Annotated in this window: 22 protein-coding genes; 8 read left to right on the top strand and 14 right to left on the bottom strand. The window is 63.0% G+C overall.

Going from position 1 to position 21378, the window contains the following annotated elements; translation table 11 throughout:
* Positions 1 to 16: 16 nt before the first annotated feature.
* The 5 genes from XH89_RS28085 to XH89_RS28065 form a co-directional block, all read right to left on the bottom strand.
* Positions 17 to 697, bottom strand: a complete 681-nt coding sequence (locus XH89_RS28085) for an SDR family NAD(P)-dependent oxidoreductase (RefSeq protein ID WP_194463605.1) — start codon at positions 695 to 697, stop codon at positions 17 to 19.
* Positions 698 to 701: 4 nt separating this feature from the next.
* Positions 702 to 1886, bottom strand: coding sequence for an exo-alpha-sialidase (locus XH89_RS28080; RefSeq protein ID WP_194463604.1), 1185 nt, complete (start codon positions 1884 to 1886; stop codon positions 702 to 704).
* Positions 1883 to 3307: a sodium:solute symporter family protein gene (locus XH89_RS28075; protein ID WP_194463603.1), complete on the bottom strand. Its 1425-nt coding sequence runs from the start codon at positions 3305 to 3307 to the stop codon at positions 1883 to 1885. The genes XH89_RS28080 and XH89_RS28075 overlap by 4 nt, the downstream gene beginning before the upstream one ends.
* A gap of 212 nt (positions 3308 to 3519) precedes the next feature.
* Positions 3520 to 3834, bottom strand: a complete 315-nt coding sequence (locus XH89_RS28070; protein WP_194463602.1) for a hypothetical protein — start codon at positions 3832 to 3834, stop codon at positions 3520 to 3522.
* A 100-nt stretch (positions 3835 to 3934) separates the two neighbouring features.
* Complete coding sequence (locus tag XH89_RS28065) at positions 3935 to 4387, bottom strand: Hsp20 family protein (RefSeq protein ID WP_194463601.1); 453 nt, start codon at positions 4385 to 4387, stop codon at positions 3935 to 3937.
* A gap of 353 nt (positions 4388 to 4740) precedes the next feature.
* On the opposite strand from XH89_RS28065, the gene XH89_RS28060 reads away from it, so the two are divergent.
* Together XH89_RS28060 and XH89_RS28055 are read left to right on the top strand one after the other, a co-directional pair.
* On the top strand, positions 4741 to 4965 hold the full coding sequence (locus tag XH89_RS28060; RefSeq protein ID WP_194463600.1) for a hypothetical protein: 225 nt from the start codon (positions 4741 to 4743) through the stop codon (positions 4963 to 4965).
* Entirely contained in the window at positions 4962 to 5141 is a 180-nt protein-coding gene (locus XH89_RS28055) for a hypothetical protein (RefSeq protein ID WP_194463599.1), read from the top strand. The genes XH89_RS28060 and XH89_RS28055 overlap by 4 nt, the downstream gene beginning before the upstream one ends.
* A gap of 37 nt (positions 5142 to 5178) precedes the next feature.
* On the opposite strand, the gene XH89_RS28050 is transcribed toward XH89_RS28055, so the two are convergent.
* The 4 genes from XH89_RS28050 to XH89_RS28035 form a co-directional block, all read right to left on the bottom strand.
* Positions 5179 to 6327 (bottom strand): amidohydrolase, encoded by a 1149-nt coding sequence (locus tag XH89_RS28050; protein WP_194463598.1) that lies wholly within the window; start codon positions 6325 to 6327, stop codon positions 5179 to 5181.
* A 274-nt stretch (positions 6328 to 6601) separates the two neighbouring features.
* On the bottom strand, positions 6602 to 7690 hold the full coding sequence (locus XH89_RS28045) for a mandelate racemase/muconate lactonizing enzyme family protein (protein WP_194463597.1): 1089 nt from the start codon (positions 7688 to 7690) through the stop codon (positions 6602 to 6604).
* 72 nt (positions 7691 to 7762) lie between these two features.
* Complete coding sequence (locus XH89_RS28040) at positions 7763 to 8968, bottom strand: M20/M25/M40 family metallo-hydrolase (protein WP_194463596.1); 1206 nt, start codon at positions 8966 to 8968, stop codon at positions 7763 to 7765.
* Positions 8969 to 9002: 34 nt separating this feature from the next.
* Positions 9003 to 10250, bottom strand: coding sequence for an MFS transporter (locus XH89_RS28035; RefSeq protein ID WP_194463595.1), 1248 nt, complete (start codon positions 10248 to 10250; stop codon positions 9003 to 9005).
* A gap of 270 nt (positions 10251 to 10520) precedes the next feature.
* On the opposite strand from XH89_RS28035, the gene XH89_RS28030 reads away from it, so the two are divergent.
* Entirely contained in the window at positions 10521 to 11945 is a 1425-nt protein-coding gene (locus XH89_RS28030; protein WP_194468656.1) for a TAXI family TRAP transporter solute-binding subunit, read from the top strand.
* Between the two features lie 87 nt (positions 11946 to 12032).
* On the opposite strand, the gene XH89_RS28025 is transcribed toward XH89_RS28030, so the two are convergent.
* From XH89_RS28025 to XH89_RS28015, 3 genes are all read right to left on the bottom strand, one after another.
* Positions 12033 to 12245 (bottom strand): avidin/streptavidin family protein, encoded by a 213-nt coding sequence (locus tag XH89_RS28025; protein WP_194463594.1) that lies wholly within the window; start codon positions 12243 to 12245, stop codon positions 12033 to 12035.
* A 26-nt stretch (positions 12246 to 12271) separates the two neighbouring features.
* On the bottom strand, positions 12272 to 13777 hold the full coding sequence (locus XH89_RS28020; protein WP_194463593.1) for a CYTH and CHAD domain-containing protein: 1506 nt from the start codon (positions 13775 to 13777) through the stop codon (positions 12272 to 12274).
* 148 nt (positions 13778 to 13925) lie between these two features.
* Positions 13926 to 14342, bottom strand: coding sequence for a CBS domain-containing protein (locus tag XH89_RS28015; RefSeq protein ID WP_194463592.1), 417 nt, complete (start codon positions 14340 to 14342; stop codon positions 13926 to 13928).
* A 303-nt stretch (positions 14343 to 14645) separates the two neighbouring features.
* Here XH89_RS28015 and XH89_RS28010 point away from each other — a divergent pair, with 303 nt between their 5' ends.
* From XH89_RS28010 to XH89_RS27995, 4 genes are all read left to right on the top strand, one after another.
* Positions 14646 to 15137, top strand: coding sequence for a hypothetical protein (locus XH89_RS28010; protein WP_210345232.1), 492 nt, complete (start codon positions 14646 to 14648; stop codon positions 15135 to 15137).
* A gap of 201 nt (positions 15138 to 15338) precedes the next feature.
* Positions 15339 to 16388, top strand: a complete 1050-nt coding sequence (locus XH89_RS28005; RefSeq protein ID WP_194463590.1) for a DUF4274 domain-containing protein — start codon at positions 15339 to 15341, stop codon at positions 16386 to 16388.
* Positions 16389 to 16682: 294 nt separating this feature from the next.
* A complete protein-coding gene (locus tag XH89_RS28000) occupies positions 16683 to 16961 on the top strand; it encodes a hypothetical protein (RefSeq protein WP_194463589.1) in 279 nt (92 codons plus the stop codon).
* Positions 16962 to 17111: 150 nt separating this feature from the next.
* Positions 17112 to 17648, top strand: coding sequence for a hypothetical protein (locus XH89_RS27995; RefSeq protein ID WP_194463588.1), 537 nt, complete (start codon positions 17112 to 17114; stop codon positions 17646 to 17648).
* A 563-nt stretch (positions 17649 to 18211) separates the two neighbouring features.
* Here XH89_RS27995 and XH89_RS27990 read toward each other — a convergent pair.
* Together XH89_RS27990 and XH89_RS27985 are read right to left on the bottom strand one after the other, a co-directional pair.
* Positions 18212 to 19225 carry a methyltransferase gene (locus XH89_RS27990; protein WP_194463587.1) on the bottom strand — a complete coding sequence of 338 codons (1014 nt, stop codon included), beginning with the start codon at positions 19223 to 19225 and terminating at the stop codon, positions 18212 to 18214.
* Between the two features lie 8 nt (positions 19226 to 19233).
* A complete protein-coding gene (locus XH89_RS27985) occupies positions 19234 to 20199 on the bottom strand; it encodes a tripartite tricarboxylate transporter substrate binding protein (RefSeq protein ID WP_194463586.1) in 966 nt (321 codons plus the stop codon).
* A gap of 128 nt (positions 20200 to 20327) precedes the next feature.
* Between XH89_RS27985 and XH89_RS27980 the strand changes: the two genes are divergently transcribed.
* Positions 20328 to 21269 (top strand): LysR family transcriptional regulator, encoded by a 942-nt coding sequence (locus XH89_RS27980; RefSeq protein ID WP_194463585.1) that lies wholly within the window; start codon positions 20328 to 20330, stop codon positions 21267 to 21269.
* Positions 21270 to 21378 lie beyond the last annotated feature (109 nt).

Genomic DNA, 21378 nt, shown 5'->3' with positions numbered 1-21378 from the left:
GACAGCTCGCCATAGCCTAAAGCGAGCTGCCGCCGCAGATCACGAGCTGCTGTCCGGTGATGGCGGCGGCTTCGTCCGAGAGCAGGAATGCTACGGCGGCGGCGACTTCCGCCGGTTGAATGAAGCGGCCGATCGGCGGCAGCTTTGGCGCGATGGTGGCGCGCGTCGGGTCCTTCAGCATCGGCGTCTCGGTCGCGGCGGGCGCGACGACATTCACCGTGATTCCGCGCGGCGCGAGCTCGCTGGCCCAGGATCGCGCCAGTGCGACCAGCGCCGCTTTGGTTGCCGCATATTGCCCGCGGCCGGGCGCGCCCGATGCGGTGCGGCTGCCGATGAAGACGATGCTGCCGCCTTTCGGCAGGCGCGGCGCCAGCGCGTCGGCGAGGCGCTCGGCGACGTCGACATGCAGCCGCCACATCGCGGCGCCGTCGGCATGGTCGAGCGAGCCGAGCGGGGCGACCTTCAGCAGGCCTGCAGCATGAACGAGGGCCGTCGGCGCGAGATCAGCGACCGCGGCGGCAATGGAGTCGACATCAGCGAGATCGAGTGACAAATGCGCGAACGCCGGATGGTCGAACGTCACAGGCCGGCGGCTGATCCCGGTGACGCGCCAGCCGTCGCGCAGCAGGCGCTCGACGATCGCGGCGCCAATGCCGGAACTGGCGCCCGTGACGAGCGCGTGCGGCCGCTCATCCATCGCCTCAGCCCCGCTTCACCCACGGCTCGGTCACGCGGACGTATTTGATCGCGCGGCGATGGAAGGTGAAGGCCATGTGGATCGCGCCGTCGGCGGTCTGCTTGACGGAGGGGTAGGAGAGCTCGCGATTGGTCTGGTCGCGCGAATTGTTGGTCATGCAATAGCCGTCGCCAATTTCCACGTTGCGCCTGCGCCAGCTCTTTCCACCGTCGGCCGAGATCGCCAGCGTCATCGGCGCGCGCGGCGCGCCCCAGAACGCGGTGCGACCGTCTGTCTTGCTGCCGTCGCCGGCGAGCACGGGCGGAAGGTCGTCCTCGATCTCGTCATAGAGCGAGAGCCGGCGCCCGGTCGCATCCTTGGCGCTGGAATCGTTGAAGACCAGCGCGAGATGGCCGTTGCCAAGCCGCGTCAGCTGGATCGAGGAGTTGTTGTTGGGCAGCGCGGTCGCTTCGGGTGCCGACCAGGTCCGGCCGTGATTGGTGGAGCGGCTCTGATAGATGTTGTCGGCCCAGCGGCTGCGATACATCGCCAGCAGCGAGCCGTCGTCGAGGCGCACGATGCTCATATGCACGCAGCCGCGGCTGCCGGGGACATCCACGTCGCGCCAGGTTCTGCCGGCATCCGACGAGATCTTCACCGCGCTGCTGTCCTCGTCGCCGTTCCATTTCTTGCCCGGCGTGCTGTGGCAATAGAACACCGGCAGCAGCCAGTCGCCATTGTCGAGCACGACGATCGGCTGGCGGATGAAGGTGCCGCGGCCGCGATGTTCGGGAAACAGCGTCTCGATCGGGCCCCAGCTCTTGCCGTTGTCGCGCGAGAGGCGGCGGCGGATGATGGCGGTGTCCTGGTTGCCCGCGAGTTGCGCCGTCCACATCAGCCACAGCGTGCCGTCAGGGGCAGGGAACAGCACCGGGTTCTGCTCCGAACGGTCGGAATCGTCGGACAGCTTTTCGGCCGTGGACCATTGCGTCTCCCCGCGCGGAAGCCGCGAGAAATACACAGAGATGTCAGACATACCCTCCTGCGTGCCGCCGAACCAGACGCAGGCAAGATCGCCATCGGCAAGCGGCATCAGATTTGCGGCGTGGTTCTGCACGCAGGGCGAGGGAATGAAAGCGTCGAACCTATCGGGATCGCCGGCCGCCTGGCGAACGATGCCGTCGGCGGCGATCTCGATGTCGGTGGTCATGTCGAAGTCCTTTCCATCAAGGCATTGGGTTGTGCGGCCGGGGCGGCGGGCGCGGCACCCATCACCAGGCGCTCGAGCGCCATCACCACCAGCGGCGTCACTGCGGCGATATACATGTTGTCGATGCCGAAGGGATTGCCGAGCAGGTACCAGACCGTGGTCGAAACCGCGGCGCCGATCAGACCTGCGGTGGCGCCGCGGTTGCTGGCGAACAGCGGCAGATAGAAGCCCAGCATCGCCACCATCGTGATCGACAGCCGCAAGGCGCGCGTGAAGAACGACAGTTTCAGGATCTCGGGAATGAAGAACACGAAAACCAAGGGCACGATCGCGATCACGATCGAGAACACGCGCGTCATCTTCAATTCGCGCTCCGGCGTCGGCTTCCAATAAGGCACGTAGAAATCGCGCACCACAAGCGAAGCGATCGCGAGCGCAACGGTGCAGACGCTGACGAAGATCGAGGCGACCAGCGAAGTCGTCACGAAGGCGGAGGCCAGCGGCGGCATCTTCTCCAAAAACACCGGTAGCGCGTAGAGGCTGTTCATGTCGGGATAGAGATACTTGGCGGCAACGCCGATCAGCGCGAGCAGGAAGCCGAGCGGAAGGCAGAACGCGGCGGCATAGTAGGTCGCCTTCCGAGCCTCATTTGCGCTCGGCGTCGAGGCGATCGCCTGCACGATGAACTGCGTCGAGAAGATCGCGCCGACGGTGCCGAAGGTCCAGGCAAAGATAGTGGCAAAGCCGATCTTGCCATCCCAGCTGAAATAATGGGCCGGCAGCTTGGCCTGCATCGGCGCGATGCCACCGGTCAGCGACATCGCGACCGCAAAGATGATGATGACGCCGACGACCTTGATGGCACTGTGCAGGATCGTCACCCAGGCGACGCCCTTCAGCCCGCCGAACACGTAGTAGAAGGTCGAAACCACCGCGATGATGCACATCGCAATGGGCAGGCTGACATGCAGCGCGGTGGCAATGGCGGCGGCGCCGCTGACGTAATTGCCGACATTCACCAGCAGTAGCGCGTAGATCATGATCACCGACACGGTGAGCATGGTCGACTTGCCGTATTTCTGCGCGATCGCCGCCGAGATGGTGTATTCGCCGGAATTGTAGAGCTTCTTCACCATGAAGAAGCCGAACAGCAGAAAGCCGATCGAGGCGCCGAGCACGGCCCATCCGGCCGCCATGCCGGATTGAAACGCCTCCTGTGCGGTGCCGACGGTCGATTTGGCGCCGATGAATTCGCTCATCAGCAGCACGCCGACGACCACGGCCGGCATCGCGCGCGAGGCGGTCATGAACTGGTCGCTGGTCCGGCTGCGCAGCTTGAACGTGAGCCAGGAGGTGAAGGCGATATAGGCGACGATCATCGCGATGACGAGCGTGCTGTCGCCGGTGAGGATGGCTTGCATCGGTGACGTTTCCTCTGGTGGCGCGGGGCGCGGTGTTGTGAGCCCGCTTTTGCCCGGCGGCAAAATGTTCGGAATACGAACAATTGTTGTTGAAATCCATTAAAGCCGGCCGGGCGCCCTGCGTCAAGCGCGGGCAGGCAAGTCCGCGGCCCCGCTGTTCCGGCTGGACAGTCTCACCGCTCTGCCTGTTGAGGGGGGATATCGTGAATGGGCTAATGGTCCGACGCTGCGGCGGAAGGCCGCCGCAGCCGCATCGCCGCGCCACCGCGGGGCGGCGGGTCGTCGTCGTCGAGCTTGCGAAGCGCGGCGAGGATATCGGCGAGTCGGATCGGATGGTCGATGCCGGGGATTTCGCGCAACGCCGGCCGGGATTCGACGGCGTACATGTCCGAAGCCCAGGAGGACAGGATGATCCGCTTTTCCGGCGTTGACAGATTGCGGTCGTCGAGAACGACGCTCACGGTCGGATAATGTGCCGCGGGACGAAACAGCGGGTTGAAACCGCTCACATTCGCTTTCGCATCCATCGGTCGTCTCCCTCTACACTCCTTTCAAAGGGAAGTTTCATGGGCGGACGGCGATTCCTCGCCATCCGCCGGTTGGCAGGCTGCGCCGAAGCGTTCGGGCTCAAGCGGCCTTCTTCTGCTCGATCTGCGGTGCCGCGCTCACGATCTGGATGCGGCGCGGCTTCATCGCTTCGGGAATCTCGCGCAAGAGGTCGACGATCAGCAGGCCGTCCTGGAAAGCGGCCTGCTTGACCTGAACGTAGTCGGCGAGATTGAAGACTCGACGGAACGGGCGGGCCGCGATGCCCTGGTACAGATACTCGCGGGAGGCGGTTTCGGGCTTCTTGCCCTCGATGGTCAGCGTGTTCTGTTCGGCAATCACCGTGATGTCGTTGGGGCCGAAGCCCGCCACGGCGAGGGTGATCCTGTACAGGTCTTCACCCGAGCGCTCGATGTTGTAAGGGGGATAGTTGTCTTCGCTGGCCTGACGCATCGCGCTGTCCACGAGATCCGCCAGATGGTCGAAGCCGATGGTGGAGCGCCACAGCGGCGCGAAATCAAACGTGGTCCTCATACCAGGTCCTCCAAAGAGCAAGATGGTTAAGAACGAGCGCAAGACTGGGGTCTAGGCGCGAATCTCCTTAAAGACTCCGGCCCGGCGCCCGCACCGGACCCCTGGCGGGCATCCGGCACACCGCTCTCGCGGCAAAAAAGGACTTAGAGCGATGGAAGAGCTCTTCAAGAGGGGATGCAAAAAAATTGAGGGCGCGCCTTGAAGCGGTCCCCGGTCCGCCTGATGCCTTGAACCCGCGACGGGGCGGCATCTTGACAGCGCAAAACGCCCGAATATTTTTTGCACCGGAAGGCGCTGCTCTTCCATCACAGACAACCGAAAAGGACCCTGAAAGACCGTCTGGAGTGACGACGATGCTCGATCTGGATCTCGCCCGAATTCGCACGCACAGAAATAACCTCTCCCGCTATCGACGCTTGCTGAAGACGAAGCTGTCGGACCTTGAGCGTCAATTCATCGAACGGCGCCTCGCCGAAGAGCAGGCCGCCCTCGAGGCTCTCGCGGCCGATGCCTTTCCCGTCGCATTTACAGTTCCGAGACCTTCGTCGGCCTCCAGCATGCGGGGAGCCGAACCATGAGCGATGTCCGGCATCTGCTGATCCGCGGCAGCGAGAAGGTGATCGGGCACTATCGCGTTCTGCTGACGAACGCCAGGACCGAAGCCGAACGCGAATGCTATCGCGCCCGGATCGAGCGCGAGCAGCGTCTGCTTGATACGTTGCGAGACGCAATCCCGGATCGCTCGGCAGCATGAGACCACATCGCGGGCCGCGTCGAGGGCCCGCGATGTCTCAATTCGCCGACAGCGCCGTCTTGGCGACCTCGGCCATCCAGCTCGATGCCACGGGGAGGATCGCGTCGTTGAAATCATAGCGCGGGCCGTGCAGCTCGGCGCCGTCGCGCGAGGGACCATTGCCGATCCAGACGAACGCGCCGGGCCGGTGCTTGAGATAGAACGCGAAATCCTCGCCGGCCATGCTGGGCGCGAGATCGCGCCTGACCTTGGCCTGCACCTTATCCGCGGCCATGCGTGCGAGGCCAGCTTCCTCCGGCGTGTTGATCGTCACGCCGACGCCCATGACGATGTCAGGCGTCACCTTGACGCCGAAGCTCGTGGCGATGCCGGCGCAGATCTCGGCGATGCGCGCCAGGATGATGTCCTTCACCTCGTTGCGGTGATGCCGCAGCGTGCCGCGGATCACGACCTTGCCGGCGATCTGGTTGGGCGCGGTGCCGCCCTCGATCGTCGAGAGCGAAAGCACGGCGGTGTCGAGCGGATCGACGCCGCGCGAAACGACGGATTGCATTGCCACGATCAGGTGGCCGGCCGCCATCACGGGATCGCGGGTCAGATGCGGCATGCCGGCGTGCCCCGCATGGCCCTCGATGGTGATGGTGACGCGTCCGCCCGATGCCATCACCGCGCCGTCATGGACCGCGATGGTTCCGGCCTCCAGGCCCGGCCAGTTGTGGAAGCCGAACACGCGCTCCATCGGGAAGCGCTCGAACAGCCCGGCCCCGACCATCGCGCGCGAGCCGCCAAAACCTTCCTCGGCCGGCTGGAAGATGAAGTCGACCGTGCCGCTCCAACTGGTATCGGCGGCGAGTAGCGCGGCCGCGCCGAGCAGCGAGGCGGTGTGCCCGTCATGGCCGCAGGCATGCATCACGCCCGGATTTTTCGAGGCGTAGCTGAGGCCGGTGTCCTCGGTGATCGGCAGCGCGTCCATGTCGGCACGCAGGCCGACGCGCCCCGCGGCCGACCCGCGCGTCAGGGTGGCGACCACGCCGTGGCCGCCGATGCCTGACACAAAGGGAATGCCGAGCTCGGTGAGCCGCTCCTGCACGAAGGCGGCGGTGGCCTTTTCCTGGAGGGACAGCTCGGGATGCGCATGCAGATGCTGGCGCCACGCGGTCAGTTTCTGGTGCAGTTCAGGGGGCAAGGCGTGGCTCTCTCTGGTGGTGACGGTTGCCGCCACTCTAGCCGATTATCCGCGCCGTGCACCCAGTGCCAGCGAATGCCTAGCGTGCAGCAATGCGGCTCGGCGATTGCTGGGGTAGGTCGCGCCGCGCGCTCCTCTTCATCTCTCCCGCTTGCGGGAGAGGCCGGGAGAGGGCTCGTTCGTCATCGGGGATCCCACTGCGGAGACACCCTCTCCCCAACCCTCTCCCGCAAGCGGGAGAGGGAGCGCACCTCCTTTGCAGTCGCAGCTCGCCCTACGGCAGAAGCTTCGCCAGCCCCTTCCAGTCGAAGCTGATGCCGTGGCCGGGGCGGGCCGGGGCCAGCGCCTTGCCGTCCTCGAGCACCAGCGGATGCTCGATGTATTTGTCCAGTCCGAAACCGTGCGCTTCGAGGTAGGAGCGGTTCGGGCAGGCGGCGAGCAGATGCACGGTGATGTCGTGGGCGCCGTGGCTGGTGACGGGCAGATTGAAGGCCTCCGCCAGCCGCGCGATCTTCATGAAGGCGGAAACGCCGCCGCAATTGGTGACGTCGGGTTCGGGATAGGATACCGCGCCTGATGTGATGTAGTTCTTGAACTCCCATAGAGAGCGCAGATTTTCGCCCGCCGCGATCGGCACGCCGCCGGCCTGCATGATGCGCGCGTGTCCGGCGACGTCATCGGGAATGATTGGCTCCTCGAGCCAGGTGAGGTCGTACGGCACGAACGCGCGTGCGGCGCGGATCGCTTCCTCCACCGTCCACTTCATGTTGGCGTCGGCCATCAGCGGAAAGCCGTCGCCGAGATGTTTGCGCATCGCCGCGACGCGGGCGACGTCGGATTTGAGGTCGGGCCGGCCGACCTTCATCTTGATGGCGCGAAAGCCTTTTGCCAGGTTGCCGTCGGTCTGCTTGAGCAGCGCTTCGACGGAGAGGTCGAGGTCGATGCCGCCGGCATAGCACGGCACATGCGCATCAAAGCCACCGAGCAGCTGATACAGCGGCAATTTCGCGCGCCGCGCCTTCAGGTCCCATAGCGCGATGTCGAGCGCGGAAAGCGCCAGCACCGCGGGCCCGCCGCGCCCGCCATAATGCAGGCCCCACCAGACATGGTGCCAGACGGCTTCGGTGTCATCGGCCTCGCGTCCCTCGACCAGCGGCGGAATCTCGCGCTTCAATATATCGGCGACCGCGCCGCCATTGCGCCCGACGGTGTAGGTATAGCCCACGCCTTCCGCACCATCGGCATCACGGATGCGGCAGGTGATCAGCTCGAACGCCGCGATCTCGCCATGGGTGGAGTCGGACAGCGTGACGGGGAGGGGAATCCGGTAGAGGGCGGATTCGATATCAGCAACGCCCGGCATGTGGCCTCCCTGTTTTCTTTGCAGGCTAGGCCGATGTGCGCTGCCCGGCAAGCACGAGCAGCGCAGGGCACCTCACCGCATCGTCGCGAGCTGCACGGCAAGCGCGCACGCCCGGTCGTATTCGTCGAGATTGATCCACTCGTCGATCGTGTGCGCCTCGTTCTGGCCGGCGCCGAAGGTCACGGTCGGAATGCCGTGGCGGACCATCCAGTTGGCATCGAGCCCGCCATTGGCGGCGCGGACGTTCGGGGTGCCGCCGACGGCGGACACGGCCTCGATCGCGCGTTTGACGACGGGCAGATTCTCCTTCATGCGGAACGGATAATAGTCGGTCTCGGCCTTGAACTTGACCTTGCCGGACTTGCCTTGCGCGTTCGTCACCTTCTTCGCCGCCTTCTCGAACGCGGCCTTGTAGGCCTTCGTGATCTCCTTGAAGAACTTTCCATCATGGCTGCGGCATTCGCCGCGCACATGCACGTAGTCGGTGACGACGTTGGTGGCATCGCCCGCGGGGCGTCCCTCGCCGCCGGTGACGGGGCCGACATTGCTGGTGCCCTGCCGCGCGCTCGCGCCCTTGCCCTTCACCACCTTGCCGAACCAGCCGCCGGCCTTCACGTCGGCGAGCGCCAGCGCCATGATCATGGTCGAGGAGATGCCGCGCTCCGGCGCGACGCCGGCATGCGAGGCGCGGCCGAAGATCTCGACGGTCCAGCGGTCGGCGCCGACAGCGCCGATCACCACGTTGGAGGCCGAGCCGCCGTCATAGTTGAAGGCCATCACCGGCGAGCCGAGCTCGCCCAGCTTGACGTGGCGGGCGCCGTAGAGCCCGCTCTCCTCGCGCACGCAAAACAGAAGCGTGATCGGCGGATGGTCGAGCTTCTGCTTTTCGAGCTCGGCCGCCAGCGTCACCAGCACGCCGCAGCCGCATCTGTTGTCGCCGCCGAGCGCGGTCCTGGCCTCGTTGACGATCTTGCGGCCGGATTTCTTCGGCTTGGCACCGGCGCAGAGCGGCACGGTGTCCATGTGGGTCATGAACATGATGCGCGGCTGGTTGTGCAGCGCGCCGCGGCCCGGCAGGTCGACGATGAGGTTGCCGGTCTCGGTCGGCACCGGAATGCGGCTGTTGGCATCGTCGAGCCGGATCGCCTTCGCGGGCACGCCGCTCTCCTTCAGCGCGGCGGTGAGCTCACGCCCGATCGCCGCCTCCTGTCCGGTGACGCCTTCCACGGCGAGGAAGCGCATGAGACGGTCGGTGGCGGCTTTGGTGTCGACAGGCATGAACTGAATTCCCTTGAGATGCGAGGTGCCCACCTTACGAATGCGACGAGGTGTAAGTCAAAAAGATCATCACGCCGACGAGCAGCATCGCCGCCATGAACAGCAGCACCGCCGGCAGCCCCGCGACCGCCGCGACCGCGCCGGTGATCGATTGCATCAGGGCGGTGCCGAGGAAGAAGGCGAGGTTCACGGCGGCCAGTGCCTTGCCCGCGGTCTGCGCGTCCACCAGCTGCCGGCACATGCCGAACAGCAAAGGCTGGGCCGAGCTCGCCAAGCCAATCAGCACGAACAGCATCAGGTCATATTGCGGCGGCATGACCGTCACGCCGAACAGCCATGCAACCACATAATGCGGCGCGCCCAGCGCCATCAGCACCACCAGCAACGCCGCCAGCGCATGCGTGCCGGCCACGAGCTCCCTGCGGCGGCCGATCCTGCGGTCGATCATGCCCATGCATAGCGGGCCTGCGATCAGCGCCAGCGTATAGGCGCCGAGCTGGTTGCCGGCCTCGACCCGCGACAGGCTCTTCACCTGCATCAGCCATGGCCCGCCCCACAGACCACGCAGCACCAGCGAGGTCGCCAGTGACACCAGCGCCAGCGCGATCAGGCCGCGCAACGGGCGCGACAGGCCGAGCCTGATCACCTCGATCATCTGCGTCAGCGCCGAGGTTTCGTCCTTGTGCTCGGCCGGCTGGTTCGGCACCAGCGCGAACACCACGAGCGCCACCGCAATGCCGCCGGCTGCGGCGATCCAGAATCCGGCGCGCCAGCCGTAAGTGTCGACCACGAAGGCGAGCGGGCTCGACGACAGCAGCATGCCGATATTGCCGATCGACAGGATCGCGCCCGACCACAGGCCGAAGCGTGCCGCCGACAATTGCTTGGCCGCCAGCGTCATCGGGCACATCAGCATGCCCGAGGTGGCAATGCCCAGCAGCAATTGCCCGAAGGCAAAGCTCGAAGGCCCCGTCGCAAAGCCCGACGCGACGGCGCCGATCACTGTGCCCGCCAGCAGGCTCAGCGACACCGGCCGTACGCCAAAACGGTCCATCGCCGCGCCGACCGGGATCTGCGAGGCGGCAAAGGCGAAATGATAGATCGAGGTGAGGCTCGCCAGCGCCTGCGGGTCAATGCGGAAATCCGCCGCCATCAAATCGAGGCTCAGCGCCGGGATCGTGCGCAGCAAGGTCGAGAGCATGTGCCCGCAGGCGAGCGCGACCAGCGCAAGCAGCAGCGCGCGGGTGCCATGTCCCGCCTCTTCAGTGGCAACCGCACTCATCGCGTTTCGTCCCAGCGAGCTTTTTCGTGCCGTACACGATCGGACGGCCCGTGCCAACAGCTGGAGGGAGGCGTTGGCGCAGGGCGGGCCAGACCTGGGGACAGATCACGCCAGCCACGCGTTTGCGCCGTTCCGCGACGGTCGGCCCCGGGTGTCGAGGCCGGCCAATTCAGGCCTCGGGCCGATGAACCGGCTCGGCCGTCAAGACGTTGTTCTCGGGAAAACGTGGTATGGAAGCAGGCGCTTCCTGATCTGCAGTTGGTAGTGGCGATGTCCTTGTCAGAGAGCCAGACGACCGGTGATGCGGCCCGCCGGGAGCGGAGACGAAGCAGTTCCTTTCTGTTGGTTCTCGCGGTCGGATTTCTTGTTTTTGGCGCCGCATCGGGGGCGCTCTACTACGTGCTGCAACCGGCCACGCTCCGGATCGCGGTGGGGCCGGTGGGCAGCGACGACGACAAGGTCATTCAGGCGATGGCCGATGCCTTCGCGAACGAGAGCCGAACCGTCAGGCTGTCGCCGATCAGGACCGAGGGGGCGGCGCAGTCCCTTGCCCTGCTTGGGGCCGGCAAGGCAGATCTGGCCGTTGGCCGCGGCGACCTCGACATGCCCGCCGAGGCGCAGGAAGTCGCGGTCGTGCGCAAGAACTTCGTCGTGCTGTGGGCGCCCTCCGGACTTGCGGCCAAGACCGCGAAACGAAAGCAGACGCCGAAAATCAAGGAGGTTGCCGATCTCGCAGGACGTCACGTCGGCATCATCGGGACGACCCCGGCCAATGCCGCGCTGCTGCGGGTCATCCTGGGCGCCTCCGGGGTGGACGCGGACAAGGTCGCGGTGACGCATTTTGGCACGGACCGCCTCGAGGATTTGGCGCGCGATCCCCACCTCGATGCCTTCATGGCGGTTGGGCCGCTCGACAGCAAGATCACATCGGATGCCATCGCTGCGACGGCGCGGCTGCGCGGCGCGCCGAAGTTTCTCGCCGTCGAGACATCGGAAGCGATTGCCCTGAAGCACCCCCGTTACGAATCCGAGGAAATTCCGCCGAGCGTCTTCAATGCGGATCCGGCCTGGCCTGATGACAAGGTCGAGACGGTCAGCGTCAGCCACCTCATCGTGGCGAGAAAGACCCTGTCCGAAACCACCGTGGCCGCTTTCTTTCGGCAGCTCTTTGCCGTTCGTCAGGCGATCGCAAAGCAGGTCCCCGGTGCCGCTCACATCAGCAAGCCGGATCTCGAAAAGGACACCGAATTGCCGGTCCATCGCGGCGCGGCGGCCGTGATCGACGGCAACGAACGAACCTTTCTCGACCGCTACGGCGATTACTTCTGGTTCGGGCTGCTGCTTCTCTCCGGTATCGGCTCGGCCGCCGCCTGGTTGCGGCGCTATCTGAACCGCGACGAAAGGGAGGAAAACACCAGCCATCGCAAGCGAGTCCTCGCCATGGTGTCCAGCGCGCGGACCGCGGAGTCCAACCAGCAGCTCGTGGCCCTCCAGCAAGAAGCCGACGGGATCATCCGGGAAACACTCGCGTGCTTCGATGACGGCGCAATCGAGGAAGAGGAGCTCGCGGCATTCGGGCTGGTGCTGGAGCTGCTCAGCAACGCCATCGCCGAGAGGCGCGCCACGTTGCAGCGTGCCAATGTCGAGCCCGTTCGAGGACCGACATCGATGGCGCGAGGATCGGGCGGCACGTAAACCTGAAGCGCGACGGCAATTCATCCCGATCGCATCGCGCTTCAGACCATCCGCGCGAAAGATCATCCGGGCGCGAAGCGAGGGGCGTCAGGTCCGCTCGAAGGTGTCGACGTTGGTGCTCACGGCCCGCCACCAGTTCAACGGCTTGAGCTTGGCGGGATCGCCTTCGCGGGCGCCGCTGTCCTCGAGCGCGGTCTCGAAATTACCTTCGATGCGGCCCTCCGCGTCGCTGACGATCCGCAAGATCGAGCCGAACTGATTTCGCCAAGTACCAACCCATGAGGTGCCAAGCCATGCCATGCCGGTTCTCCAAGGTCATTTGAAGTTCATTTGCCGGGCGCGATGTTAAGCCGATGCAGCCGATGCAGCTCCTTTTCGGCGTCCTGCATCAGGCCGTGAGCCGCCTTGCGTTCCCGGCCGACGATGAAGCCCGACACAAAGGCCTGCGCGCGCCGGTTTGCCGGCGGCGCTGACAGGGCTGCCTCCGTCGCCAACGTGCGATGTGCCATGAAGTCGTTGAGCGATCCCAGCGCGGATTGGATTCGCTTCAGCCGATCCGACAGGGAGGCCAGCGTGCTCTGGTCACGATCGCGATAGAGGCTCTCGAAGAAATCGACCGCATAGCGGATCTTCTTGATCCGGATACGCAGCTTGTGCCGCTGCCGCGGGTCGAGCTCGCCCAATTGCTTGCCCTGCTTGCGCACCTTCCCGATCCGCCGGTCGAGCACCTCGGCGGCATAGGAGGCGATCGATCGGTCATCGCCTGCGCGAGCACGTCCACTTTCGATCCACTCCATGACGTCGATCAGCATGCGGCGGTAGCGGGCCGATCCGACGGCGTCACGAGCGCGGGCGAAAGCCTCCTCTTTCTGCGTTTCGAACCTGCTGCGGATGGCGCGGACGCCGCGTTTCGGAACGCCCTGATCGGCAGCCGGCGCGATGCTCTGCGTCAGATACACGTCGAGCTCGCGCGCCGGCGCCAGCTCGTTCGTGAGCCATTTGAGCTCGGCTTTGATCCGCGCGGTGCTCGCGCGCGGCAGCAGCTCCCTGAACAGGGAGATGGCAGCGCGCAGCCGCCGCAAGCCGACGCGCATCTGGTGTATTCCCTCGGGCTCCTTGGCGCGCACGGCATCGGCGTTCGCCGTGATCTGCCGCAGCGCCGAACGCGCGATGACGGCAAATGCATCGCGCGGAGACAGGGCATGCTTCAGCGCGATCGGCTCGGCATGATGCGCGCCGCCGCCGCTTCCCGCGACCAGCTCGAAGCCTCGCTCGGATTTAGAACGAAGGTCGAGCTCGGCGTGCGTGCTGCGTTCGAGTCTCCGCGCCAGCCGGAACAGATCTGCGATGCGCCCGGATTTCAATTCCAGCTCCAGCTCGGAAACGGGCCGCGACCGGCGTCCACATGCAATCCGACCGTGATCGATTGCGAGCTCGATCCGGCTGTTTCGAACCCGTCTGGCCTGAGCGGTCCGACGAACTTCGGTCCGGAACATCGGCTTCAGCTTGCGCGCAAGCTTCTTGGCGGTGAAGCGGTGAAGCGGGGAATTGCTCGCCTTGCCGAGATCGGGCCTCGCGCCGGCAACGTCGCTCTCCCATTCGCCACGCGTCATGCTTCCGGAGCCGTCCGCCTTCACGGTCTGCACAAAATGACCTTCGACCTCGCGGACCCGAAGCGTCAGGGCATGTCGTCCGAGCTTGTGTTTGCGCGTGTCGAAATACGTCGACACCAGCGTCTGCCGGGACGTGGCGCCGCGCGGGCGATGATTGCACAAGACCGACGCCATCTGTCGCGGCGGAATCCGGAATTTCAGTTCCGTCTCTGCGTTCATGGCAAGCTCTTCCGTTGCCCAACCAAAGTGGTGCAGGCGCGGGAAGTTCCCCGCTGTTGCGAGCAATTCAATCCGGGGGCAGGGAACTGCACGTCATTGAGACGTCACGGAACTCGCAGCGGGCACGCCTGCCGCGTGACCGCGCGTGCTATGTGCCAGCCAGCGAAATCCCATGCAGCGCCTTCCCGGCGCCGTCGCCCGGCCCGCACACGGCAATGTCGCCGAGTGCGATGATGCCGACCAGCCGCTTGTCCCTGTTGAGCACGGGGAGCCGCCGCACCTGGATATCCGCCATGTTGCTCGTGACCTCATTGATCTCCTGGTCTTCGAAGCAATATTTGACGTCTGCGGTCATGACGTTCCGGACCGGCGCGTTCGGCCCCAGGCCCATCGCAACGCCTCGCGTGGCGATATCGCGATCCGAGATCATTCCGACCAAGCGGTCATTTTCAGCCACGGGCAACAGGCCCACTTTGAGCGTCGCCATCGCCTCGGCTGCATCGCGGATGCTGTCCTGTGGGGTGCAAAGCTGCACGTCGGGCGTCATTGCGTCGCCAACTCTCATTGTGAATCTCCATCGCGGATACCCGCCAACACAAATCGCCGGCGGTCGTTCCTCCCGAGCGGGTCGCAAATCGCGACGAATTCACGACATCATGATGCCGTGCCCATGGCAGGACTCTCGGGAGAGACAACGCTTCTGACGAGGCTGCGTGCTCATCAATTGACCACGTGAAGCGATGTCCGCTGGTCCCCCAAGAGCGGCGCGAAAGCGGGCATTGTCGGACTTCCGAGCAGGGCCGGAAACAGACAACTTTAAACTGCTCTTATAGGATGCATTTAAGTATCTGGCAGAGTGTACCAGGTCATGCGGTCGGCCCGATTTCTCTGGACAGGCATAGTCAGCGCCATTGCTGTTGCAGCATTGACGCTCGTTGGAATGTTTCTTTTGCTGTTTGTGGGCTTAGGCGACAAGAACCCGAATTCTACGCTCGCAAAAATGGTCTTCTTCGCGAGTCCGGGCCTGATTGTGTATCCTGCCTGCTGGTACGTGATCATCTTTCGTCAACAAGATTACTCGTTCCGCCAAACGCTGATGCTTGTCGGCGTGACATTTGGTATCGTTAGCGCGATCATTGCGCAGATCATGATCGTCTTCTGTGTTGTTTCATTGATCGTCCTCCCTGTCTGGAGGATCAACCCCTTGTTCCTCATCTTGTCGCCGCTGGGCTTCGTGATCTGGTTCGCCTTCGGGCTGGTGCTTCTCGCCATTCCCTATGCCCTCGTTGCTCCGCCAATGGCATTCTTTCAGCGGTACTGTCTTTCCAAATGTTTTGGAATATCGGGCTCCCCGGCTTGAAGCGGCTGATGTCGCCTTTGGGGCATGAACGGCAAAACGCCACGCGGCATTGGCGAACTGAAGCGCGTTAGCAAAGGGTTAGCCTTCGCGGGTTCAGCTATTCGAGCGCCGCGGCTAATGTTACGAATTGGCGTAACGCTTCAACCATTATTTTGGCCCAAGAAATCGCCGTATATTTCCGTCCATTACGAGGCCTGGCCGATGTCCCTCGCTCAGCAATTGTCGCAACTCCGTCCTCTGATGATCCCTGCCGAGATTGAAGCGCTGCTTGGGCCGGAGGAAAAGAAGCGGGCGCTGGATATGTTCAGCGGCTTTCAAAGAACCACCGGCGTGTCGGTCAATTTTTCACATGCAGATGGGGTCATCGATTCCATCTTGTATTCGGCCATGTTCCCCCGTGACGTGGCGGTGTGCGGCGTACAGATCGGCATGACGGTCGACGCCCTGCGGAAGGCACTGCCTGATCTGCGTTTGGCGGACGGCCAGACAGGCAAGCCCGACGAGCACGGGTTTATCAGGTATCAGGTCAAACCAGCCGCGTTGAATGTGAGAATCGACATCTCCATAAAGAATGGGGAGGTGTATTCATTCAGCCTGTATCGCGTTGACCTCGACGAGGCGTGGGCGCGGCGGCAACGGCAAGAGGCCGAACGAAGGGCCGGAACGGATCGCAAGCGCGAACTCGCCAACATCTGGAAATCCGTCGAGAACGCCGATGAGATGCTGCTGAGCTGGGCCGAGCATTGTTCGCCCTGGACCGATGACCCGCCCCAGAAATTTGTCAGGTTTGCCCGTTGGCTCATGACAACGTCCGATCCCGATGTCTGGCATATCGTGGCGACGAGCTGGAATTGGGATTACAGCCACGCGCCGCTGCTATGGATCATCCGGCAAGAGAAATGCGATATTGCGACCACGCTTGAAATCTTCTTCCTGGCGGACCCGATCTATTATTTCCGATGGGCCAAGGATCGTTCATCCGTCCCGCCCCGCAACCTCGAGATGTTCGATTTTCTGGCGGAGCTTCGTCAACGACTTGCGCGGGGATTTTACCAGCGATCCGAAATCGCCTTCGATGGCGAGGAGCATATGTCCTACATCAATCGGGCATTGCAGACACCGGACGACAGGGCCTTGGCCGAGAGTTTCTTTCCGCTCAAGGCCGGACAGAAGATTCCAGGCCGCGACCTGAAGGACAGCAAGGACGACAAGTTCGGGGAATGCCGCGCCATGTTGGCGACCGTCAACTAGGCCCGATCGTTCCTCCCGAGCAGCTCGCAAATGGCGACCAATTCAGGGCGTCATCATGCCGTGCCCATGGCAGGGCTCTCGGGAGAGACAACGCATCTGACGAGGCCGCGTACTCATGAATTAACCGCGTGAATCGATGTCCGCTTGTCCTCAAAGAGCGGCGCGAAGGCGGAATTTGTCGGAGAGGAGGGCCAATAGGCGAAGTCTGGCGTTCGGCCGCAAGATGGTCTGATGCAGCTAATTTGAGCCGTTTGAACAAGACTATTTACAAAATTATATGGGAACAGGCTGGGGATGGACTGGATCATTGCCCTTGCGTTCTTCGGCTATTGTTGGTGGCGCGTAGCACGAGCGCACGAACGTACTGCTGAACTCGCAGCAACAGGAATTTTGCGTTCACCGTTGTACTGGGTGTCGAACGCGCTGGTTGCCATCCTTCTAGCGCTGGTGCTGTACATCGCCCACATTCACAATCAATCGCCAGTTCCAGCTTTCCTTTGGTTCGCCGCCCTTATGATCATCGTGGCTTTGCTTTTCCTGCGGCGCGCGTTGAAATGGCGCTACCCCGTATAGGCAACCAATAGGCCCCACCTGAGCAACTCTCCCAACTCAGCAGGCTTCGACAGCCTTCAGCTTCGCCTCTGGCTGGCGACCCTTTCGGCCGGTGATTTGTCCGTCAATGAAGGCGCTGCGGCTCGTCCCGGAAGCACGATGGTAACGGGAGTGGGCAGCGCCAACGATGCGTTGTGGTCGCAGATGGAGCATGCAGGTTGGACACAGCGGATCACGGCAGACACGCTGTCGATACCGGACGTAACAAGCGTCTACACGCTAACCGAGACCGGTGCCCGCGCTGTGGCGAAGGCGCTCGCTGAGCTCGTCTCCTGGAATGCCCAGATATTGGAACTATTTAACCGCTTCGACCTGCACAGTGCGCCAGAACACGTGCGACAGTTGTGCAGCCTGCATGGCCGATTAACTCTTCGAACAGCGGCTCAACAGGCCATCGCAAAGAAAGTGAAGCCCGCGACCGAAGAAGCTCAAGCTCGCCAACGTGACTGCATCCTTGCTCTTGACGAGGTAAGCAAGGGTGTCCTGACGGCCGGGCAGTACATCGTTGAAGCCCTTGCGCTAGGCCCCGAAAGCGATGCCGGACGGGACCGCTTGGAGCGGGTCAATAAAGGCCTGCGGTATGCCGAGCAGTGCCTGACGGAGTGGGCGACTGAGATGCGCATTAAGCAATCCGGACGGCCCTCCTGAGTTATGGCAGCGGAGACGCGGACAGGCTGACCAAGGTCCGCTTCGGGGCAAACAGCGAAGAACTCAGGTTGAGCAATTCTGGTCCGCTCTGGCTCAACGAGCGGACTTCCGGCCGCCGAGGCGCAACTTCGCAGATGGGCCAATTGCAGAATCTTCCCGCTTACGCGGTCGACTAAGCTAAGGTCGATTGCCATAAACGAGGGCAACCGATGATTGTGTCGCGATTACGCCTGTTGGCCGCATTGCTATGCGTCGCCGGACTATGCTTTCAACCAGAAGAGATTGTGGCTCAGACGATGCCCTCGCCAGAAATCCAACGTCGTATCGATGATGTCGCCGCGTGCCTCAAGACGAGGGTCGTGGAGAAGGACGACCCTCATGAGTGTCAAACGCTCCACGACCGCATGGCCGCTTATCGAGTGCCGGGCGTCAGGGCGGTGCCGGGTGGCGTGCCGCCGATGCTGGCACCGGGATGATGTCATCGAATAGCACGCCCCTAATCCTTGCGGCGTGCTTGTCCGCCTCTGGCGCATCGCCACATAGCCGGCGCCGGGTTCCAAGTCTCAACAAAGTCGCGACTCGGTCAGATTAAAGCGGCCGGCGCGGAGAACCGCGATGGGACGGAAGCCACTCTCGGTCAGGAGCCGATAATATTCCCTTTCGGTCCGTTCCCGTCCACCTGGACCGCGCAGCATGTTTAAATCGCTCATCGCGCACGACCTGCCCGCGTCATCGGTACCGGGCAATTCCGGCATCGCGCGTTCGACTAACAGCAGTCTGCCTTTTTGGGGAAGCGCTTTGCGGCAGTTTCCCAAAATGATGCGGCTGCGCTCATCATCCCAGTCGTGAATAATGCTTTTCAAGATGATCGCATCGGCCACTGCAGGCACCGCGTGAAAGAAATCGCCTGCAACAAACTCGATGCGGTCGGAGATTCCGAGGTGCCCGAAGTGCTGGTTGGCGGCGTCGGCGCACCTCGGCAGATCGAAAACCGTTCCTTTGATATTCGAATATTCTCTCGCCACGGCGCCCATGAGTTCCCCGGAGCCGCCTCCGACATCCATCAAGTGGGAGATCGTGCCAAAGTCGTAGGCCTGCAGCACATCGTGCGTGACCAGCCGTGTCAGGTCTGTCATCGCTTCATTGAATATCCGCACATGCTCCGGCATGCGCGCCATCAGATCGAAATTGTCGTCGACGTCCTGGAGTTGGGCAGCCGTCTTCCCCGACATGATCGAATCCAGAAGACCATCCCACCTCCTGACCAGCATGGAGCCTTCAAAGATGACCCAGTTCTTGAACGATCGTTCAGCAGCACCGTCGAGCCCGGCCCCCAGTTCGTTTAGCAAGTAGCGGCCTTCGCCGACGCGAGAGCAAATGCCGACGGTCGAGAGAGCGACGAGCAAACGGGCCAGTGCGTCCCGGTCCGCGTCGGTTCGACTCGCGAGTTCTTCGACCGTTCGCGGTCCATCGCGCAGCAATTCGGCCAGCCCCAGCTTGGCAGCGACATAGATCACAGCCGTCACGCGGTGCGATTGAACAAGGTCCAACAACTGTTCGGGGGGATTGGTGGTCATGTGCCGCCCTAGTCTTCGATCGGGAATCCTGACGCCCTGACGATCGGTCCCCAGCGTTCGAACTCGGCGCGCTGAATATGCTTAAGTTCGTCCGATGTCGTTCCTGTTGGCTCGCACCCCATGGCATGAATCTTTGCGCGAATTTCGGGATCGCTCCCGATTGCAATGATCTCCTTTCCCAGGCGCTCAACGAACTGAGGGGAAGAATGGGCTGGTGCATAGAATGCGAACCATCCGGACGCATCGATATCGATCCCGCTCTCCTTGAGAGTCGCGGTTTGGGGCAGGAAGGAAGATCGCGCAGCGGCTGTGGTGGCGATGATGCGTATGCCACCGCCTCCATGTTGCTCCAGGAGTTCGGAAAGAAACGCCATATACATCGGGACCCTGCCGGCCAGCACATCCGGGAGGGCAGCAGGCGTACCTTTGTACGGCGTGTGGCGCAGGTTCAGGCCTGTGATCCGGCCAAACTCGTCGCAGATGAAATGAGGTGCTGTACCTGCTCCCGGCGAGCCGTACACGGCCTGTTCGGGATTGGCCTTCATCCAGTCGATGAGTTCGTGCACCGAATGGATGGGCAGCTTCCCGCTGACCGCCAGAGCCAGATCGACCGTCATCACCTGCGAGAGTGGCACAAAGTCGCGCTCTGCATCATATCCCAGGCTCCTGAAGAGATGCGGCTGGAGTGTGAATTGCGAAGCGGAAGCAAACAGCACCGCCTCCTCTCCCGGTGCCGCATTCTTGACCGCCCGAGCGCCGATGCGCCCGCCAGCGCCGGCAAGGTTCTCCACAAGGGTCACCTTGCCGAGCCTTGTCTGGAGTTGGTCGGCAAACAGCCGGGCGATCGAATCTCCCGACCCGCCAGGCGGAAACGGAAATACGATCTTCAGCGGCTGGTCGGCAGCAATAACGGGGAGCGGAAGAGCCAGAGCCGAAAACCCGCCCAGTATGGCGCGACGCGAGTAAAGCTGCATGGCGTTCTCCATGTGCTTCGGACAGCACGCAATGATCCGGCCGGCTTTCCTTCTCGCTATGCTGAGGCAACAACGGTATAACTTGAAATCGCAATTTCCTATCGGGCTATAACGTGAGGTGAACACTCATGCAATGGCAGGACCGCATCGGCCGACGCCTGCGCCTCAAGGATCTGCATACGCTGCAGACCGTCGCAGAGGTCGGCAGCATGGCCAAAGCGTCTCATCGCCTTGGATTGTCGCAGCCTGCGATCTCCAAAGCCATCACCGACATGGAGCACGCCGTCGGGGCTGCGCTGCTGGATCGCACCTCGCGCGGGGTCGAACTCACTGAGTGTGGTCGCCTTCTTGTCGATCGCACGCGCGTCGTTTTCGACGAAATAAAGCTAGGTGTTACCGACATTGTGCAAAGGTCAGATCCGGCGCAAGGGCTCGTTGCGATCGGTACAACCGAGCCGGTCACCGCCATCGTTACAGAAATCATCGGACATCTCGTCCGCCGGTATCCTGGCATCAGGTATCATATCACGATAGGCGACCGGGATGCGCTGGAGCATGCTCTCCGCCAGAGAGCGCTTGATCTGGCCATAACGCGCTGGTCGCCGTTGCCGGTCGCGGATGATTTGTCTGCGGAGGTGCTGTTTAGATCCTCCCTTGCGGTGATGGCGGAGCGACGGCATCCGCTCCTGCGATCGAGGAAGAAGTTGAAGCTCGCAGAACTTATGCAAGAGCAATGGACGCTCTCGCCGCCCGATTCTTTTTTGGGCCGTACCGGCGTCGAGCTATTTCGGCGACATAACCTGCCGCTTCCGCCAACGACCGTCACCACGATTTCAATCTACATGCGGTTGAATCTGTTGGCGAGCAGCCGGTTTATAACCTTATTGCCCATGCAGATACTCAGAATGCGATCGAGTAGCGCATGGCTGCGCGCGCTGAACGTCGATCTTGGTGATACTTCCGCCCCGATAGCCTCAATCACCTTGAAGGGACGACGGGCCGGAGGTGCCGTCAAATTGTTCCAAGAAGCCAGCCGGGAGGTCTGCAAGGCGCTGGTTGGAGTGAGCTGATTGGTCCGAGCGGACTGTTCATAAGCGGACCTGACGCCTTGCTTTGTCCGGACGGGAATCGAGCCTCTGATACGCGATCTCTTGATAGCCATCGTCCCTGAGTTGCGGT

It is taken from the genome of Bradyrhizobium sp. CCBAU 53340, assembly GCF_015291645.1.
Lineage (GTDB): Bacteria > Pseudomonadota > Alphaproteobacteria > Rhizobiales > Xanthobacteraceae > Bradyrhizobium.
Note: the sequence above shows the minus strand (reverse complement) of the source record. Positions and strands in the feature narration are given on the sequence as shown.

Coding starts and splice junctions, on each gene's coding strand:
- XH89_RS28085 (WP_194463605.1), bottom strand. CDS start 697: ATGGATGAGCGGCCGCACGCGCTCGTCACGGGCGCCAGTTCCGGCATT.
- XH89_RS28080 (WP_194463604.1), bottom strand. CDS start 1,886: ATGACCACCGACATCGAGATCGCCGCCGACGGCATCGTTCGCCAGGCG.
- XH89_RS28075 (WP_194463603.1), bottom strand. CDS start 3,307: ATGCAAGCCATCCTCACCGGCGACAGCACGCTCGTCATCGCGATGATC.
- XH89_RS28070 (WP_194463602.1), bottom strand. CDS start 3,834: ATGGATGCGAAAGCGAATGTGAGCGGTTTCAACCCGCTGTTTCGTCCC.
- XH89_RS28065 (WP_194463601.1), bottom strand. CDS start 4,387: ATGAGGACCACGTTTGATTTCGCGCCGCTGTGGCGCTCCACCATCGGC.
- XH89_RS28060 (WP_194463600.1), top strand. CDS start 4,741: ATGCTCGATCTGGATCTCGCCCGAATTCGCACGCACAGAAATAACCTC.
- XH89_RS28055 (WP_194463599.1), top strand. CDS start 4,962: ATGAGCGATGTCCGGCATCTGCTGATCCGCGGCAGCGAGAAGGTGATC.
- XH89_RS28045 (WP_194463597.1), bottom strand. CDS start 7,690: ATGCCGGGCGTTGCTGATATCGAATCCGCCCTCTACCGGATTCCCCTC.
- XH89_RS28040 (WP_194463596.1), bottom strand. CDS start 8,968: ATGCCTGTCGACACCAAAGCCGCCACCGACCGTCTCATGCGCTTCCTC.
- XH89_RS28035 (WP_194463595.1), bottom strand. CDS start 10,250: ATGAGTGCGGTTGCCACTGAAGAGGCGGGACATGGCACCCGCGCGCTG.
- XH89_RS28030 (WP_194468656.1), top strand. CDS start 10,521: ATGTCCTTGTCAGAGAGCCAGACGACCGGTGATGCGGCCCGCCGGGAG.
- XH89_RS28025 (WP_194463594.1), bottom strand. CDS start 12,245: ATGGCATGGCTTGGCACCTCATGGGTTGGTACTTGGCGAAATCAGTTC.
- XH89_RS28020 (WP_194463593.1), bottom strand. CDS start 13,777: ATGAACGCAGAGACGGAACTGAAATTCCGGATTCCGCCGCGACAGATG.
- XH89_RS28015 (WP_194463592.1), bottom strand. CDS start 14,342: ATGAGAGTTGGCGACGCAATGACGCCCGACGTGCAGCTTTGCACCCCA.
- XH89_RS28010 (WP_210345232.1), top strand. CDS start 14,646: ATGCGGTCGGCCCGATTTCTCTGGACAGGCATAGTCAGCGCCATTGCT.
- XH89_RS28005 (WP_194463590.1), top strand. CDS start 15,339: ATGTCCCTCGCTCAGCAATTGTCGCAACTCCGTCCTCTGATGATCCCT.
- XH89_RS28000 (WP_194463589.1), top strand. CDS start 16,683: ATGGACTGGATCATTGCCCTTGCGTTCTTCGGCTATTGTTGGTGGCGC.
- XH89_RS27990 (WP_194463587.1), bottom strand. CDS start 19,225: ATGACCACCAATCCCCCCGAACAGTTGTTGGACCTTGTTCAATCGCAC.
- XH89_RS27985 (WP_194463586.1), bottom strand. CDS start 20,199: ATGCAGCTTTACTCGCGTCGCGCCATACTGGGCGGGTTTTCGGCTCTG.
- XH89_RS27980 (WP_194463585.1), top strand. CDS start 20,328: ATGCAATGGCAGGACCGCATCGGCCGACGCCTGCGCCTCAAGGATCTG.